This window comes from Acinetobacter sp. UBA5934, from assembly GCF_002430855.1.
Lineage (GTDB): Bacteria > Pseudomonadota > Gammaproteobacteria > Pseudomonadales > Moraxellaceae > Acinetobacter.
Genome location: NZ_DJDC01000156.1, coordinates 16,121 through 32,718, shown reverse-complemented (window position 1 = coordinate 32,718; position 16,598 = coordinate 16,121). Strand labels below are relative to the sequence as shown.

The window sequence follows — 16,598 nt, the reverse complement described above, 5'->3', positions numbered from 1 at the left end:
CTTTGCTATGAAATGCCAAGTAATGGGAAGTATAGTTTTACTGGGTAGTCAACTAGGGTTACTTATAAAAATAACCGAGATTGAAAAGACTGCCGTTGAATCTGCCGAAGCATAAAGCCTGGCTTTAAAGAAAAAACGGCTAAACCGGAATTATAGCTGCGTTGAACAGAACAGCATGCTCTGATCAACGCGTATAAAAAGGTGGGCTTTACGACAGGGATGTTGTTTAGCTTCTTATCCGCTGTGTATTCATGGGATTGAAACCAGGATAAGAAGTATTTCCGCAGGAAGGCGGAAACATTTTTCATGGATATGAAGAATGCACGATCAACAAAGCAATGGAGATGGGTCTAAAAATACTCAAGTATTCTAAACGAGAAGAACGAGGGAAGCTCCATTGCAGCTACGGAAAGTTGGAAAGAAAGCAAAGAGGATTGCTGCTATGTTGAAATTAAAAATACTTACTTTGGGGTGCTTGGTGTGTTCAGCTGGCGCTGTTCAGGCAGATGTTGTAAAAGATGCGCAGGTTCAAGTGGACTTCCGCAATTTCTATATGCATCGTATACCGGACACCCAACCTGTTCCAGAATTTGAGCACTGGTCGCAAAGTGCATCACTGAGTATTAAATCAGGCTATGCCGAACCGATCGGTCCAGTTGCTTTTGGTCTGGACGGTACGGTGATGCATGCCCAGCGCTTGATGAAAAATGACAATGAACTGGTACGTGATGGCACCATGCCGAATGATCCTGTTACCGGAGAACAGGAGCAGGATCAGACTCAACTGGGATTAACGCTAAAAGCCAAAATAGCTAAAACTGAAATCCGGTATGGTCAGTTGATGCCGAAGCTACCGGTTGTACATATTGATCACAGCCGGAATTTACCGACGACTTTTAAAGGTCTTATGTTAGAGTCCAATGATATTCAGAATACCCGAATCACGGCTGGGCGTATTAGCCGCGTTTTGGCGCGTGATAAAGAAGATTATGAAAAACTGACATTGGACGTGAATAAAACCGGTCAGGTTTCAGATGGCTTAAATATATTCGGTATCGATTATAAATTGTCACCAAGTCTGGATATGTCATATTTTTATGGCGGCCTGGAAGACATCTATGATCAGCACTATATCGGGTTGAAGCACCTCTATAAGTTTTCAGACCAAGTAAAACTGGCTACAAATGCCGGTATTTACGATACGCAAGATTCTGGCGACAGCTTGCAGGGCAAAATTGATAACCAGGCTTATAATTTTATGACCATGCTGCATTATGGGCCGCATAAGTTCGGTCTGGGCTATCAGCAAATGTCTGGCGATACGGCATTTCCCTTGCTCAGCGGCTGGACACCTGCACCGTATTTAACCCAGTGGGGCAGCATCAGTTTCTATAAAGCGCAGGAGCGTTCGGTTCAAGTCCGCTACGACTATGATTTTTCAGATATCGGCATTCATGGTTTAAATTTGATGACCCGTTATATTATGGCAGATCATATCAAGCATCCGACCATTGATGATGTTAAAGAAAGCGAGTTCAACCTGGTCTTGAATTACGGCATTAAAGAGGGGCTTTTCAAGGGCCTGGGCTTTCAATATATGCTGATTAAAACCGACTTTGAAGGTGCGGGTATCAAACTGGATGAACACCGCTTCTATACCAACTACACCTATAGATTCTAATTGCTGGCCCACGCCGCATTAGATTTTTTTTAAATTAAAATATCAACCGAATAGTTGGTTGTGTTTTGTTGAAATATACCGTATGTTTATTGTCAGTCAGGCACTGGCAATAAACACAGAACAAGAAACAGGGAGTTGTTTACATGAATGCGCTCAATCAGGATCAGTTAAATCAGCAGTATATTGATGGCAAGTGGCAGCAGGGTTCATCATCCCGCACAGCTGAAAATTTCAATCCCTATAATCAGCAGCTGATTCATCAGTTCCAGCTGGCAAATACTGCAGATGTGGACGCAGCCTATGCCGCAGCGAAAAAGGTGCAGCCTCAATGGGAAAGAACCTTGCCTGCCGAGCGTATTGCACTGATTCAGCGTATGGAAGAGGTACTGAAAACACGTGGTGAAGAGATTATTGACTGGCTGATTCAGGAATCAGGCAGTACACGTTTAAAAGCCAGCATTGAACTGGGTGCAGCACAAGGCATTATTGCAGAAGCGAAAACCTTTCCTCTGCGTATACAGGGTGAAATTCTGCCGACCAGCGTTCCACATCAGCAGAGCCGTATTTACCGCAAAGCCTTAGGCGTGATCGGTGTGATCAGTCCATGGAATTTTCCATTTCATCTCAGCATGCGTTCAGTTATTACAGCCATTGCTTTGGGTAATACTGTGGTGCTTAAACCTGCAAGCGATACACCGGTAACAGGCGGCACTTTACTGGCAAAAATTTTCGCAGAAGCCGGTTTTCCTGCAGGTGTAATCAATGTGGTGGTCGGTGCCGGCAGCGAGATAGGCGACTATTTTGTTGAACATGCTGTACCAAGCCTGATTTCATTTACCGGTTCAACAGAAATTGGCAAAAGAGTCGGTCAGCTTGCCGTCGGTGGCAAGTATATCAAGCGTATTGCGCTTGAACTTGGCGGCAATGCACCGATGGTGGTTTTGGATGATGCCGATTTAGCCTTGGCTGTAGAGCTGACGGTGATGGGTCGCTTCATGCATCAGGGGCAAATCTGCATGAGCACCAACCGTGTAATTGTCGATGAAAAAGTCTATGACGATTTTCTATCCTTGCTTGAGCAGAAGGTGAAGACTTTAGTCATCGGTGATCCAAACGATATGGCAACCCTGATTGGTCCGATTATCAATCAAAGCCAGGTTCAGAACATCCAGCGGATTATTAACGATGCCCAAGCTACGGGTACTAAAATGCTCATTGGTGACGAAATTCAGGGCAACCTCATTCCACCGCATGTATTTATTGATGTCGATCCAAAATCTGCCTTGGCACGTGAAGAAAGCTTTGGGCCAGTTTTGCCGGTAATTAAAGCCCGCGATGAAGCACATGCCTTGGAACTGGCGAACGATACAGAATATGGTTTATCCAGCGCTGTGTGTACCCGCAATCATGAGCGCGGCGTGAATTTCGCTTTAGGCATTGAAGCCGGTATGACCCATATTAATGACATTACCGTAGATGATCAGTCACATGCGCCTTTTGGTGGCGAAAAGAACTCAGGCCTAGGTCGTTTTAATGGCCGCTGGATTATTGAAGAATTTACCCGCACACATTGGGTGACGCTACAAACCAAAGCGAAAGATGCAGTTTAAAGTAAATTCCTCATTCACATTTGTTCAATTTTAAACTTTGGTATGAGAGCTGTTAAAAACGTTTTACAGCTTTCATCCTTTCACACATAATGATATTTAAATAACCAACTGGTTGGTTGAAATAAAACAATGGAGTGTTTATGCAAAATAACAATCAGGGTTCTTTAAAAGGGCTACGTATTCTGGATTTAACCCATGCTTTGGCAGGACCATTCTGTTCCCAAATGCTGGCAGATCATGGTGCCGATGTAATTAAAGTCGAACCTTTAGAAGGCGATTTTTTCCGTAAAATGGGTCCGTTCCGTGCAGATGATCAGGACCGTTTTTTTGGCGGTTTATTTCAGTCTTGTAACCGCAACAAACGCTCAATTTCACTGAATGTAAAAACAGAATTAGGCCGTGAAGCACTGATCGAACTGGTTAAAAATGCAGATGGTTTGGTGGAAAACTACCGTGCCGGTGTGCTGAAAAAAATGGGACTAGGTTATGAGCAGTTGAAAGAAATTAATCCGCGTTTGGTTTATACCTCTATTCGCGGTTTTGGTGACAGCGTTGGCGGTGAAAGTCCTTATAAAAATTGGCCAGCATTTGACATTGTCGCACAAGCCATGGGCGGCTGGATGGGCGTGACTGGTCAAGATGCAGATCATCCTGTGAAAGTTGGCGGGGGTGCCGGCGATACGGTGTCTGGCCTATTTGCTGCCTTTGGTACAGTTTCAGCATTATTACATGCGAAAAATACAGGGCTAGGTCAATATGTAGATGTGGCCATGACAGACAGTATCCTTGCGCTGTCAGAAATTGTAGTGAGCCAGTTTTCATATTTGGGTGTATCAGCCAAACCTGTAGGTAATGGCATTCCGGGACTTGCTCCATTTGGCACCATTAAAGTCAAAGATGGCGTCATCGCGATTGCAGCGCCGCATGATCCACAGTTCCATTTGCTCTGTGATTTACTTGGCTGCCCAGAACTGAAAGATGAACCGAAATACTTAAATGAAGGTTCACGCTGGGCGAATCATGTCGAGCTGAATGCTGCTATTGAACAGTACACTGTGCAGAAAACCAAACTGGAATTAAAAGAACTCTTTGGCGGACGTGTTCCATTTAGTCCAATTTATACCGGTGAAGAAATTTTCAAGGATGAGCATTTCGCTGCACGCAATATGCTGCCGCATGTTGAGCATCCAGGCACGGCAACGCCAACTGCAGTGCCTGGCATTCCAGTTAAAATGTCCTTGACTCCTGGCGAAGTCCGCATACGTGCGCCTAAGTTGGGTGAGCACACACGTGAAATTTTAAATGAACTGGGTTGGGATAATCAGCGTATTTCACAATTGCTTGAAAATGGTATTTTATATGCGGCTTAAGTCAGGCATATTTTAGTTATTTACCACAATAATCTGTTTCGGCAGATTATTGTATTTTCAATGGCGCCATTGTTACTTCGCTTATAAAATAAGCACTATTAAAAAATAGCCCAATTCTTTATAATACCGCCAAATAGTCGGTTGAACTTATAAAATAACTGATTGAATTGTTTATAGTTGATTTTTCATATTCTCACTGCACAATTTCAGGTCGACTTCTGCATGGTTGTTTTAGCTGTATAGTAGGCTTCACCTGATCCGAAGATATATGATTTCAAATATTTTATTTTTTAGGATTTCTAAATGTCCGATATAGATACAAAAGAGCTTAAATTATCGAAAGATATGAGTAGCCAGAGTTTACTGACTAAAACACGTCAGCCGAGAAGGCGCCGTCCAAGCACCGATGCGCGTCATGAGGATAAACGTCTACTCATTCTGATGACGGCTGCCGAACTGTTTTCGACCTTGGGCTATGAAGCAACATCACTGGACTTGATCGCAGAGCATGTCGGCATTCACAAGGCAACGCTTTATCATTATATTTCCAATAAAGAAAGCATTCTGTATGACTGCCTGCAACTGTCATTTAAAGATTTAGATGACATTTTGCTGGAGATGAAAGATAAAGAAGTTTGTGTCTTTGATCGGTTACGTAAATTTGCGCGACTACTTGCCGTTGCGCAGAACAACGTTTTTGGACGTTGTTTGGTCCTGGTGGGTGCGCGTCCATTGGACATTGGTTCAGGTGAACAGATTAAATCATTCCAGCGCCGTTTGGATCTGACGGTGCGTGAACTGATTCAAGAGGGCATTGCTGACGGTAAAATTAAACCCTGTTCACCGGGGATGTTCTCTGCAATGCTATTTGGCGCTTTAAACTGGGTGCCACGCTGGTATAAAGAAGACCATGAACTGAATGTATCTGAAATTGCCGATATGTTTATGGACACTTTTATTGATGGTATCCGCGCATAATTTGGTTATCAAAGCTGTATATTTTTAATGAAGCCCAATTATTTGGGCTTTTTTATATCTTTCATCCATAAAAAAGAGGCGATAAACGCCACTGCTGTCCCGTAGTTAAATTACAGGTGTTAGATTTGTGAGTGTGGCAAGAATGCCACACATTTCCCATCACGACAGGACGTCGTGTATGGGGAATAAAGAATTTTACCTACTTTTGGCCTATCAAAAGTAGGGTCCAGCCTACACAAAACTTTTAAAGAAAAGACAAGGCTGTATTAAAATTAAATATAAATAAATATCAATTGCTTATATATAAAACCTTATCATCTTGATTCAGTGCTGAAATAAAATTTAAATTATGGGCCAGTAGTGCGATAAACGCCTCTTTTTGATGAGCTGTACTTTACATTGAACGTGCAATCACATCTTTTAAGGTTTCGTTAGAGCCGCCGTAAATTTTCGCGACACGGGCATCCATAAACAATTGCGCAATTGGATATTCGGTACAGTAGCCATAGCCCCCGAACAGCTGTAAGCAGCGATCGATAATCGAACATTGCTTGTCTGAACCCCACCATTTTGCCATCATGGCATCGTTTGGCTGTAGTTCTTTACCATCAACTAAATCTTTAATAATTGTGTCAATAAAGACACGTCCAACCCGTGCTTCGGTTAAGCATTCAGCCAGTTCAAATTTGGTATTCTGGAAATCCCACAGGGTTTTACCGAGCATTTTACGGTTTTTCGCATGTTCAACCGTCATTTCAATCGCGCGTTCAGCACAGGCAATACCGACAATACCAATCGATAAGCGTTCACGGGTAAATACATCCATTAACTGGAAGAAGCCTTTACCTTCTTCACCACCAATCAGGTTTTCAGCTGGAATACGTGCATCATCAAGGAAAATTTCAGCCGTATTCAGCGCATTTTGGCCGATCTTATCAATAATATTGTTTACTTTAAAACCTGGACATTTATCTTTTTCAACCAGGAATAATGAAATGCCTTTTGCGCCAGAACCTGAATCACCTGTACGCGCAGCCACCAATACATAGTCTGCCTGGTCTCCCAAAGTACAGAATGTTTTTGATCCATTCAGTACATATTCATCACCCTCACGGCGTGCAGTTGTGCGCAGCGCTTTCACGTCTGTACCGGCATCTGGCTCAGTAATCGCAACGGCAATCATTTTTTTGCCGCTGGCGATACCCGGCATCCATTTCAACAGTTGTTCATGTGTTGCAGTGCCCAGGAAAAATCCAGGACTGTTTAAAGAACCAGGAATAAAGCCAAATGTGGTATCGCAGATACGCGCCTGTTCTTCCATCATGATCACTTCATGCGCAAAGGAAGCACCAAGACCGCCGTATTCTTCTGGAACGCTCATGCAGAGTAGGCCTAACTCACCAGCTTTTTCCCATACATCACGGTCAATATAGTGCTGTTTGCGGAATTTTTCGGCTTTTGGTGCAACTTCCTGTTCAAAGAAGCGACGTGCTGTTACGCGTAATTGTTCAAGTTCTTCTGTCATCCATGGAGAGCGATATCCGTAAATCATGTTCAGTCCCTTTTGTTTCTCATCTAATAAATATTTTTGATCGTGGGCAATTCAGCATTGCCTAAATTTATGATCAGTTCTGATGAAAGCTAGTTTTAACAAATAAAATTTATTTGTCAACCGACAGGTTGGTTGATTTATTTAATTTATCAACCAACTTGTTGGTTGACATTTTGAAAATTCGTATTTACATTACTGAAAGACCGCTCGGGATGCTTATTTTTGCTGATGTGTGAAAATAAAATTTCGAGCTGGCGTATAGCAGAGGCAACAATAAATAAGTTTTGCCAAAGCTAAAAATATATAGGGAATCAAAAGATTTACAGTGATATCAGGATGCAGTTTTAGCTCATAGAATTGAGCTGGGCTTGATCACAAAGCTAAAACAAGCAAGAACAACGGAAGGGACTGAAGTATGCCAAAGATTGTAAAAGTAGAATGTTTTCCAGTATCTACACCACTGAAAAAGCCGGTTATTATGCCGAATACGCGTATCACCTCAATCGATAGCGTTGTGTTAAAAATCACATGTGATGATGGAACAGTGGGCATTTCAGATTCAGGTGATACTTCTTCTTGGTATCGCGGTGAATTGCAGGAATCAATTATTGCCATGATCACACGCGTGATTGCGCCACGTATTTTGATTGGGGAAGACCCGCGCAATATTGAAAAAATTGTGGCAAAAATGGACTTGCTGGTTCGCGACAATAACCAAGCCAAAGCGACTGTTGACTTTGCATTACATGATTTAAAAGGCAAGTTATATGGCGTTCCAGTCTATGACTTGTTGGGTGGCCGTACTACTCAAGGTTCACGCCAAGGCTGGGTACTTTCAGCAGGTAAGCCGGAAGATGTAGCAGCTGAAGCGCAAAAAGCCAAAGCGCTTGGTTTTGAACTGTTCAAAATGAAAATTGGTCACGGTACATTGCAAGATGATATTGATATGGTTCATGCCGTACGTGACACTGTTGGTCAAGATGCCGTGTTAACCATTGATGCCAACGGCTTCTGGAGTTATGAAAAAGCACTGCATGTGATTCGCCGTATTGATTCGGCTGGTTTGGATTTAATTGAACAGCCATTGGCGCATTGGGATATTGAAGGCATGGCGCGTTTACGTGCACAAGTCAAAACCCCGATTTATGCCGATGAATCTGCGCAGGAACTTCACAATCTTAAAGAAATTATTGACCGCCGTGCAGCAGATGGCTTGTTTATCAAACTGCAAAAAGTGGGTGGTTTGGTGAAAGCACAGCGCTGGCTGACCATGGCACGTTTGGCAGGCTTGCCGGTACATTGCGGTTGTATGATTGGTTCTGGCCTAGAACATAGTCCGGCTGCGCATTTGTGGGTGGCAAATGAATGGGCATCTCAAGGTCTAAACGAATCGATTGGTCCATTGCTGATTCACGGCACCATGGAAAGCAAAAACATTGCTCCAGGTACCGATATTGCACTGAATATTCCTAAATTTGAAAATGGCATGTGCTATCCAAATGAAGGTCCAGGTTTGGGCATTCAGTTGAACGAAGAGTTCCTAATCAGCCACAAAACTCAAGGCGTGCAGGGCCGTGCGGTAGAGGGAAATAATGAGGTGGCTGCATAATGGTGCGTTCAGGCCCATTATCTCACCTGACTGTAATTGAGTTTGCAGGTCTTGGACCTGCACCTTTTGCAGGAATGATGCTTGCTGATCAAGGCGCGCGGGTGATTCGAATTGATCGTCCGGTCAAGCCTTCACAAGGCGGGATGGCTGCATTAACAGCAAGGGATGCCGATGTACTGGCACGTGGCAGAGAATCGATCGCCTTAAATCTTAAAGTACCTGAAGCAAAGGAAATTGCTCTCAAACTGATTGAAAAAGCGGATATTTTAATTGAAGGTTTTCGTCCAGGTGTGATGGAATCCTTAGGTTTAGGACCCGATATCTGTTTAGAACGTAATCCGGCGCTGGTATATGGACGGGTTACGGGATGGGGACAAACCGGTCCTTTGGCACAGGCGGCTGGACACGATATTAACTATATTTCCCTGACTGGTGCTTTGCATTCAACTGCTCGTGTCAATGGTCAGCCGACGCCGACGCCCGGTCTGATTGGTGACTTTGGTGGAGGCGGCATGCTACTGTTTTCAGGCGTTTTAGCAGCAGCCTTACATGCCAAACAGACTGGTGAGGGGCAAGTAGTTGATGCTGCGATTACGGACGGTTCTGCATTGCTGACAGCACTGATTCAGGGCTGGAGATCTGCAGGTTTATGGAATGACGAAGCCGGAACCAATAATGGTGATGGCGGTGCGCATTTCTATGACAGCTACCGCTGTGCAGATGGAAAATATATTTCAATTGGCCCAATGGAACCGCAGTTTTATACACTGTTTTTAGAAAAATTGAATTTAACCGAAGATGCTGAATTCCAGATGCAATGGAATCAAAAGAAATGGCTAGAACTAAAACGACGTTTAACTGAAATCTTTTTGGCTAAAACTCGAGAAGAATGGTGTGAAATCTTTGAAGGAACGGATGCCTGCTTTTCTCCGGTATTGAGTTTGGCAGAGGCGCCGCATCATCCGCATAATATAGCTCGCGAAACTTACACAGTTGTGAATAATATTCTGCAGCCGAGTCCCGCGCCGAAATTCAGCAAGAGCAGAATTTTACAATGCAATCCGGTTAATCCTGCTGCAGTTAATACACAGGATATTTTAACTGAACTGGGTTACAGCAGCGAAGAGCGGGATCATTTATTAAAAACCGCTGCGCAGCAGGCCTAGCGATGATTCACCTTTTGCAGTATAGGAAATCCGTTTCCTGTACTGTGGCTTTAAATCGTGAGCACTGAAAATACAAGGATGTGATTTCAGTAACAAAAAATCTAAAATTAAGTGAGATTCAGGATGACTCAGAACACGACAGAACGCATGGACGTTCAACAATTTATCGATGGGATTCCCGTATCCAAACTGCAAAAACTCATTATTTTGCTCTGTTTTTGTGTAGCAGCCTTGGATGGTTTTGATATTGCAGCCGTTGGATTTATTGCCCCGGCACTCATTGCCGAATGGTCGCTGACACCTGCAGATTTAGCGCCTTTATTTTTATCAGGTGTATTTGGTCTGATGTTGGGGGCATTCTTGTTTGGTCCATTGGCTGATAAGTTTGGCCGTAAAAAGATCATTATCTGGAGTGTGGTGATTTTCAGTATCGGTACACTCATTTCCGCATTTTCGCCGAACTTAACCTTCCTGATCGTTCTTCGATTCTTAACAGGTTTAGGCTTGGGCGGAGCAATGCCAAATGCAGTCACCATCACTTCTGAATACTGCCCGACAAAACGTCGCTCGACTTTGGTTACCGTGATGTTTTGTGGCTATACCATTGGCGCAGCTATGGGCGGTTTATTGTCCGGTCAGCTCATTCAGATGATTGGCTGGCAAGGAATTCTCATCATTGGTGGTGCTGCACCCTTAGTGATTTTACCTTTGCTGTATTTCTTTATGCCTGAATCATTGCGCTTTATGGTGTTGAATAAATTTCCTAAAGAAAAAATTGATCGAGTCATTCAAAAAATGGCGCCTGAAGGTCAAGCGATCCCGGAATTGGTGGCTTCTGTAACCGAAAAACAGAATGTCAGTGTACGTGAGTTATTCAGTAAAGATTATTTCTTGGGCACCATCTTGTTCTGGTGTGCATTTACCATGGGTTCAATCATTATCTATATGATTTCAAGCTGGATGCCGACTATTCTGAAAAATGAAGGCTTTGATATGCAAAGCGCGTCATGGATCACTTCTGCATTCCAGATTGGCGGTACTGTTGGTGCACTTATCATTGCCTTCTTTATGGATAAATTAGGTCATAGCCGTACACTCACGTTCTCCTACATTATTGGTGCTATGTGTGTCCTAGCTTTAAGTTTTGGTGTTTCAAACTTAAGCACCTTGTTTATTGTCTTGGGTATCTTTGGTATTGGCGCAGGCATCAGTGGTTCACATGTGGGCATCCATGTGTTCTGTTCAAGCTATTATCCAACCCATTGCCGTTCAACCGGTGTGAGCTGGGCAGGTGGGGCAGGTCGTCTGGGTTCATTTGTCGGTTCTGGCGCCGTGGGTTGGTTAATGGTTTCAGGTCTTTCAGGTGAGCAGATTGTGAATTTATTGATGGTTCCGGCATTCTTGGCGGCAATCTCAATGTTCTTGCTGACCCGCTTGATGAAAAAGAACAAGACAACAGAAGCACTTCAGCTACAGAAAGCAAATATCTAATTTTAGATAAATTTCAATACAAGACAGCTAACCAGCGATGAAAATCGCTGGTTTTCTATTTGAGCTGTAGCATAAAACTTTTAAGTCTTTAATCACTGCAAATTTAAATCAGCCCTTATTCAATAGTGTGCGGCTTAAAGTAAAATTTGAGAGCAAACGAATCGTAAACTTATCGTCGTTGACTGTCAGGGTTCTAAACAAACGGAAAATATAATTCTCGACAGCGTGCTTTTTAATCACTGTTATTTTATGTTCAATGGATTTTGATCTATTCTCAAAAAACAATTCAATATATGAATTTGACCAGACCAATATAATCCTGCGCTTCATTCTATATGTATCTATAGCAGCATTAAAAACTGAATTAAAAAATTTAGGATAGTTAAAATATTGTTTATTCATAAATTTATCTGAAGAACAGCACGACAGAATTTGGAAGGTACCCTAATAAGTTGTTAAGAAGTTCAGCAATTTTTTTTATTAAATAATCAAGAGTAATTATTTTAAATTATTTTCTTAGAGTTCATTTATGTGATTAACCCTAGCTTTTTTATAAGCTGAACTATTTGGATAATTAAGCCTTATCGAGTATTAAATTTTCAGATTTTAACCAGGATTATGCAGCAAAAAGCAGCCTAAGCTGCTCTTATACCTTGTGGGAAAACAGCAACTGATCATTGTAATTCACGATTTAACTTGGACGACATGCAAGTGATAATGTGAAAAATAAACGCTAGGCAAAGCGGTAATGAACATTATAATGCTCATGTTTTGCAGAATATTAAACGGAAGAATAGATAAGAATACCGTCATAATAAAACCGCAGAAAAATTGAATACTTCCCATTAAGGCACTGGCAAGACCTGCTTGTTTGGCCTGATTTTGCATGACGATTGCCATGGAGTTAGGTCCGGTCAGTCCTATACCGCTGACCAGTAAAAATAACCCCGACAATATCAGGTAGGGTGAACTCGTATATATCCAGGCACTAAAACTGACGATAAGAATGCCGGACAGTTGAATCAGGGCACCAAATAAAAATAACTGATGGACTGAATAATATTGAATTAATCGTTTATTTAAAAATGCAAATAACATTAAACCTAAAGCATTCATGCCAAACAGATACGCGAAATACTGCTCTGGCACATTTAAAAAATTTATAAATAAGTTGGAAGATGCACCGATATAACAATACAGGGTGCCGTACAACAAGGCTCCGGCAAACATGGGTAATGCAAAAGAAGGATCTTTAAATAACTTAATATAACTGTGCGTAATCTGTTTGGCCGAGATATTTATGCGCTTTGATTGAGCAAGCGTTTCATGAAAAAAGAAATGCACCAGAATTAAGGTAATGATGCCGATTGCAGTCAGCAGATAGAAAATACTGGACCAATGGAAATACTGAATTAATAGCGCACCCAAAATTGGGGCCAGGATAGGTGCTAAACCTAATGCCAACAGCATTGTTGAAAATACTTTGGCTGACTCGGTCATATTCAGCCGGTCGCGAATTGCTGCCCGTGCGATCACAACGCCTGCACAGCCACCTAAAGCCTGTAATACACGAAAGATGAGTAGTGCCGTCTCATTCGGAGCTATTGCACAGCAGAAACTGGCAATAATATAAATCCCCAAGCCCCAATAAAGCAGCGGCTTCCTGCCATAACGGTCACTGAGTGGACCATACACAATTTGTCCGAAAGCTAAACCCAAAAAGTAGGCACCTAGGGTATTTGCAATAGTTTGTGTGTTGACATGATATTCGTCCGCCATCATCGGTAAAGCAGGTAAATACATGTCAGTGGATAAGGCGCTAAACGCAGTCAGCAGAGTCAGCAAAAATACCCAACCGAGTGTATACGAAGGTGCGGTTGCGGTTTGATTCATTTTTTTCTGCCTGAAAATATAAGTTTATGGAATTCAATAAAAATTATTTTATGGTTTGATGAGCTATGCCATCGATCCTGTAATAGATGAAAATTCAAGTTCTTCATATGCATTTAACGGTATTCTATAAATATATTTTTAATCTATCAACTGGTTGTTTGGTTTTTTAATAAATAGGTCTCATATGTATTTTATTGTCGGGCCAAAAGCATTAAAGACCGTTTTAAAATCAGACTGGTTACATACCTCGAATACTAAGAGCAGCTCGGTTTTTTATGTCCGTAAATTATTGTGTGCTAGTGATTTTATTTGTTATGAAATCTGTGCAATGCAGTACATCATGTTGATGGGGTAACTTAATAGAGTTCAAAATAGAGTTCAAAATAATCAACAAAATAATAATTATGCTGTTTGCTTTTTTTCGTTATAAGGTCGATGTGCCAGATAACCTGAGTTAGGGGTCACCCACTTAACCTCCTTTTTGGGAGTAAAGACCATGAATATCCCTAAAATATTAATGATTAGCGGATGGGTTGTCCTATCCGCACCTGCCATCCTGGCCGCTGAAAGCAAAGGTGGCATGCAGGCTACCTCTTCAGCATCTGACCAGAAGGCAATCGCCAGCGCAATGAGCGCAGCACCGAAAAAAGTCGGTGCAGCAGCAACTATTGTGGCCATAGGCTCAGATGGCAAGATGCGTACTTTGCGCAAAGGTAGTAATGGTTTTACCTGCATGCCTGACAATCCGACGACCCCAGGTCCAGACCCGATGTGTATGGACAAGGCAGCCCTAGAATGGGCGGAAGCCTGGATAGGCCATAAAAAGCCAACTGTAGGTAAAATCGGCTTTATGTATATGTTAGCGGGTGGGACCGATGCCAGTAATACAGACCCTTATGCACAAAAACCTACGACCGGTAACCAATGGATCAAGACCGGCCCTCACGTCATGATTGTCGGTGCTGAACCTGGCTTTTATGACATGTATCCAAAAAGTGCCCAACCGGATACGACTATACCTTACGTGATGTGGCCCGGAACGCAATACCAGCACTTGATGATCCCAGTTAAGTGAATGCAGATAAGATGAGGCTATAAGCTGGCTCATCATTTGAAGAGAACAGCCAGTTTTTTATTGCAGCAGTCCGCCTTATACGACTGCTGCAATTTAAATTCATTTCAGGATTTAAACGATACTTCTGTAAGGTGAACTCAAAAAAATGAGCTCAGAGTTAAGTACCAATCAGCCATTTTTAGTTAAGAATTATGAATTATTGCTTTGTCGTTTTTGCTTGCATGTCCTGATCGGTATTTAGCCATTCAATTTTCTTCACCCGATCGTTTACAATGGTAATGGTATACAGCATATTTTCAACTTCATAGGTATAGTCCATGGCCAGATAACGGTTTTTACCTTCTTTGAGTTCATGTGTAATCATGGAACTTGGAGATAAATCCATACGATTTTGCATGTCGGTATAAGAATCTCCCAACGTAATGGACTGACCCGCTGGAGTGCGTATCGATGATGTCTCATTCGCTGCATGCGTAAATGATATTGCTGACAAAAAAATAATCGGAATTAAGTGCTTAAGTGACATGTTATCCCCAAAATAAAATGAAAAACAAAATAATGAATCAATATAAAGAACAAAATAGCAGCAAGTCTGTAGCAAAATTATTAACAGAAATAGTTCAAATATTAGTTAGATTAATCTAATTTAAAACAGTTTATTATTGAATGCGCTTATTATCTACCTGAGTTCAACTAGAGTCTTGTAGAAATAAATAAACATACACTACGGAATAATCCAAGCTATCAATTCATTTGAATTAATGCCCACATTCAGCAAGCCAGAGAGAACTATGCTTAACCTTCGCTGCATTTAAAGCTAAACTATACTATTCAGCTGTATGTCCGTACTTGGAGTAAACTTATGTCGTGGCTTTCTTCGCTTAAATCTGTATTTTCACCCGCGCAAGAGGTGAAGGAGGAAGAAATCCAGAATGTGTTACAAGGTTATCTGTTGCCTAATTCCAACCATGCCTTGAAAGACCGAATTACCCAAGTCAATGTAGAAGGGCGAGTATTACAAATCACCATTCATACTTATCCTGAAGAAGCCGATCACCTACAAAAAATTCATGATGATCTGGTCGATGCACTGGAAAAATGCGGCATCCAGGAACTGAATATGCATGTCATTCAGCAAAAGCATCAACACGGTGAAAGCTGTTCTAACCCTGAGCATGGCAAACAGGGACATAGCTGTGCAAGTAATGCTCAGACTTCAACGGCATCTGCAGCGCAAAAACTTCCCCCTGTAGTCGATGCCGCCGGACAAACCGCTCCAGTGGAAAGCAAACAGGAAGAAGATCCGAATAATCCACCAATCCAGAAAGCTGCACCGCAGCAAAGAGATGTGCCCAAACATCCACGTATTCAAAATGTGATCCTGGTTTCATCGGGTAAAGGTGGCGTGGGTAAGTCGACAACCACGGTTAACCTGGCATTGGCCTTACAAAAACTGGGCTTAAAAGTTGGTGTATTAGATGCCGATATCTATGGGCCGAGTATTCCGACCATGCTGGGCAATGCCGGACGTACTCCCATGATTGAAGCAGAAAATTTTGTACCGCTTGATGCGTATGGGATGGCTGTACTTTCTATCGGTCATTTAACTGGCGATAACAATACTCCGGTGGCTTGGCGTGGTCCCAAAGCGACTGGCGCTTTAATGCAATTATTTAACCAGACTTTATGGCCAGACCTGGATGTGTTGATGATTGATATGCCACCAGGAACAGGGGATATTCAATTAACCCTGGCGCAGCGTATTCCCGTAACCGGGGCAGTGATTGTCACTACGCCACAAAATGTTGCCTTACTGGATGCAACGAAGGGCATTGAGCTGTTTAATAAAGTTCAGATTCCGGTGATGGGTGTAATCGAAAATATGTCGACGCATATCTGTTCTAATTGTGGTCATGAAGAGCAGATTTTTGGTACGGGTGGCGGCGATAAATTGGCTGAACAATACCACATTCCTTTACTTGGGCGTTTACCTTTAAATGTGCAAATTCGCGAAAATGCCGATGCCGGTAAACCTTCTGTACTGGTAGGAGATGATGCGGCTGAAAGCTATATGGCTATTGCGCAGAAAATTGCCGATCAATTGCCGAAATTAGAAAAACCACAAAACCGGATTTTCTAAATTTTCTGTCTGACTAAATCCAACATATAAAAA

General features: G+C 42.3%; 12 protein-coding genes. 9 read left to right on the top strand and 3 right to left on the bottom strand.

Annotation, left to right across the window (positions count from 1 at the left end):
- Positions 1–442: 442 nt before the first annotated feature.
- The 4 genes from B2Y23_RS10900 to B2Y23_RS10885 all read left to right on the top strand — a co-directional run bounded on the left by B2Y23_RS10900 (position 443) and on the right by B2Y23_RS10885 (position 5,639).
- Complete coding sequence (locus tag B2Y23_RS10900) at positions 443–1,681, top strand: OprD family outer membrane porin (protein ID WP_291354394.1); 1,239 nt, start codon at positions 443–445, stop codon at positions 1,679–1,681.
- Between the two features lie 143 nt (positions 1,682–1,824).
- A complete protein-coding gene (locus B2Y23_RS10895; RefSeq protein ID WP_291354395.1) occupies positions 1,825–3,291 on the top strand; it encodes an aldehyde dehydrogenase family protein in 1,467 nt (488 codons plus the stop codon).
- A gap of 140 nt (positions 3,292–3,431) precedes the next feature.
- Complete coding sequence (locus tag B2Y23_RS10890; protein WP_291370782.1) at positions 3,432–4,661, top strand: CaiB/BaiF CoA transferase family protein; 1,230 nt, start codon at positions 3,432–3,434, stop codon at positions 4,659–4,661.
- Positions 4,662–4,964: 303 nt separating this feature from the next.
- Positions 4,965–5,639: a TetR/AcrR family transcriptional regulator gene (locus B2Y23_RS10885; RefSeq protein ID WP_291354397.1), complete on the top strand. Its 675-nt coding sequence runs from the start codon at positions 4,965–4,967 to the stop codon at positions 5,637–5,639.
- A 394-nt stretch (positions 5,640–6,033) separates the two neighbouring features.
- Here the strand turns inward: B2Y23_RS10885 and B2Y23_RS10880 are convergent, their stop codons facing one another.
- Complete coding sequence (locus B2Y23_RS10880) at positions 6,034–7,191, bottom strand: acyl-CoA dehydrogenase family protein (RefSeq protein ID WP_291354398.1); 1,158 nt, start codon at positions 7,189–7,191, stop codon at positions 6,034–6,036.
- Positions 7,192–7,606: 415 nt separating this feature from the next.
- Between B2Y23_RS10880 and B2Y23_RS10875 the strand changes: the two genes are divergently transcribed.
- The 3 genes from B2Y23_RS10875 to B2Y23_RS10865 all read left to right on the top strand — a co-directional run bounded on the left by B2Y23_RS10875 (position 7,607) and on the right by B2Y23_RS10865 (position 11,457).
- Positions 7,607–8,800 carry a mandelate racemase/muconate lactonizing enzyme family protein gene (locus B2Y23_RS10875; protein WP_291354399.1) on the top strand — a complete coding sequence of 398 codons (1,194 nt, stop codon included), beginning with the start codon at positions 7,607–7,609 and terminating at the stop codon, positions 8,798–8,800.
- Positions 8,800–9,966 carry a CaiB/BaiF CoA transferase family protein gene (locus B2Y23_RS10870; protein ID WP_291370780.1) on the top strand — a complete coding sequence of 389 codons (1,167 nt, stop codon included), beginning with the start codon at positions 8,800–8,802 and terminating at the stop codon, positions 9,964–9,966. Before B2Y23_RS10875 ends, B2Y23_RS10870 begins: the two co-directional genes overlap by 1 nt.
- 123 nt (positions 9,967–10,089) lie before the next feature.
- Positions 10,090–11,457, top strand: a complete 1,368-nt coding sequence (locus B2Y23_RS10865; protein ID WP_291370779.1) for an MFS transporter — start codon at positions 10,090–10,092, stop codon at positions 11,455–11,457.
- Between the two features lie 684 nt (positions 11,458–12,141).
- On the opposite strand, the gene B2Y23_RS10860 is transcribed toward B2Y23_RS10865, so the two are convergent.
- Positions 12,142–13,350, bottom strand: a complete 1,209-nt coding sequence (locus tag B2Y23_RS10860; protein WP_291370777.1) for a multidrug effflux MFS transporter — start codon at positions 13,348–13,350, stop codon at positions 12,142–12,144.
- 580 nt (positions 13,351–13,930) lie between these two features.
- Here B2Y23_RS10860 and B2Y23_RS10855 point away from each other — a divergent pair.
- Positions 13,931–14,425, top strand: a complete 495-nt coding sequence (locus B2Y23_RS10855; protein WP_291370775.1) for a hypothetical protein — start codon at positions 13,931–13,933, stop codon at positions 14,423–14,425.
- A gap of 196 nt (positions 14,426–14,621) precedes the next feature.
- Here B2Y23_RS10855 and B2Y23_RS10850 read toward each other — a convergent pair whose 3' ends face one another.
- Positions 14,622–14,951: a hypothetical protein gene (locus tag B2Y23_RS10850; RefSeq protein ID WP_291370773.1), complete on the bottom strand. Its 330-nt coding sequence runs from the start codon at positions 14,949–14,951 to the stop codon at positions 14,622–14,624.
- Positions 14,952–15,287: 336 nt separating this feature from the next.
- Between B2Y23_RS10850 and apbC the strand changes: the two genes are divergently transcribed.
- The gene (gene apbC, locus B2Y23_RS10845) at positions 15,288–16,565 is read left to right on the top strand and encodes an iron-sulfur cluster carrier protein ApbC (RefSeq protein WP_291370771.1); all 1,278 of its coding nucleotides are present in this window, start codon (positions 15,288–15,290) and stop codon (positions 16,563–16,565) included.
- Positions 16,566–16,598: the final 33 nt, after the last annotated feature.

Bases quoted from the DNA above. Each gene is read 5' to 3' on its own strand.
- B2Y23_RS10900 (WP_291354394.1), top strand. From the start codon at position 443: ATGTTGAAATTAAAAATACTTACTTTGGGGTGCTTGGTGTGTTCAGCT.
- B2Y23_RS10895 (WP_291354395.1), top strand. From the start codon at position 1,825: ATGAATGCGCTCAATCAGGATCAGTTAAATCAGCAGTATATTGATGGC.
- B2Y23_RS10890 (WP_291370782.1), top strand. From the start codon at position 3,432: ATGCAAAATAACAATCAGGGTTCTTTAAAAGGGCTACGTATTCTGGAT.
- B2Y23_RS10885 (WP_291354397.1), top strand. From the start codon at position 4,965: ATGTCCGATATAGATACAAAAGAGCTTAAATTATCGAAAGATATGAGT.
- B2Y23_RS10880 (WP_291354398.1), bottom strand. From the start codon at position 7,191: ATGATTTACGGATATCGCTCTCCATGGATGACAGAAGAACTTGAACAA.
- B2Y23_RS10875 (WP_291354399.1), top strand. From the start codon at position 7,607: ATGCCAAAGATTGTAAAAGTAGAATGTTTTCCAGTATCTACACCACTG.
- B2Y23_RS10870 (WP_291370780.1), top strand. From the start codon at position 8,800: ATGGTGCGTTCAGGCCCATTATCTCACCTGACTGTAATTGAGTTTGCA.
- B2Y23_RS10865 (WP_291370779.1), top strand. From the start codon at position 10,090: ATGACTCAGAACACGACAGAACGCATGGACGTTCAACAATTTATCGAT.
- B2Y23_RS10860 (WP_291370777.1), bottom strand. From the start codon at position 13,350: ATGAATCAAACCGCAACCGCACCTTCGTATACACTCGGTTGGGTATTT.
- B2Y23_RS10855 (WP_291370775.1), top strand. From the start codon at position 13,931: ATGCAGGCTACCTCTTCAGCATCTGACCAGAAGGCAATCGCCAGCGCA.
- B2Y23_RS10850 (WP_291370773.1), bottom strand. From the start codon at position 14,951: ATGTCACTTAAGCACTTAATTCCGATTATTTTTTTGTCAGCAATATCA.
- apbC (WP_291370771.1), top strand. From the start codon at position 15,288: ATGTCGTGGCTTTCTTCGCTTAAATCTGTATTTTCACCCGCGCAAGAG.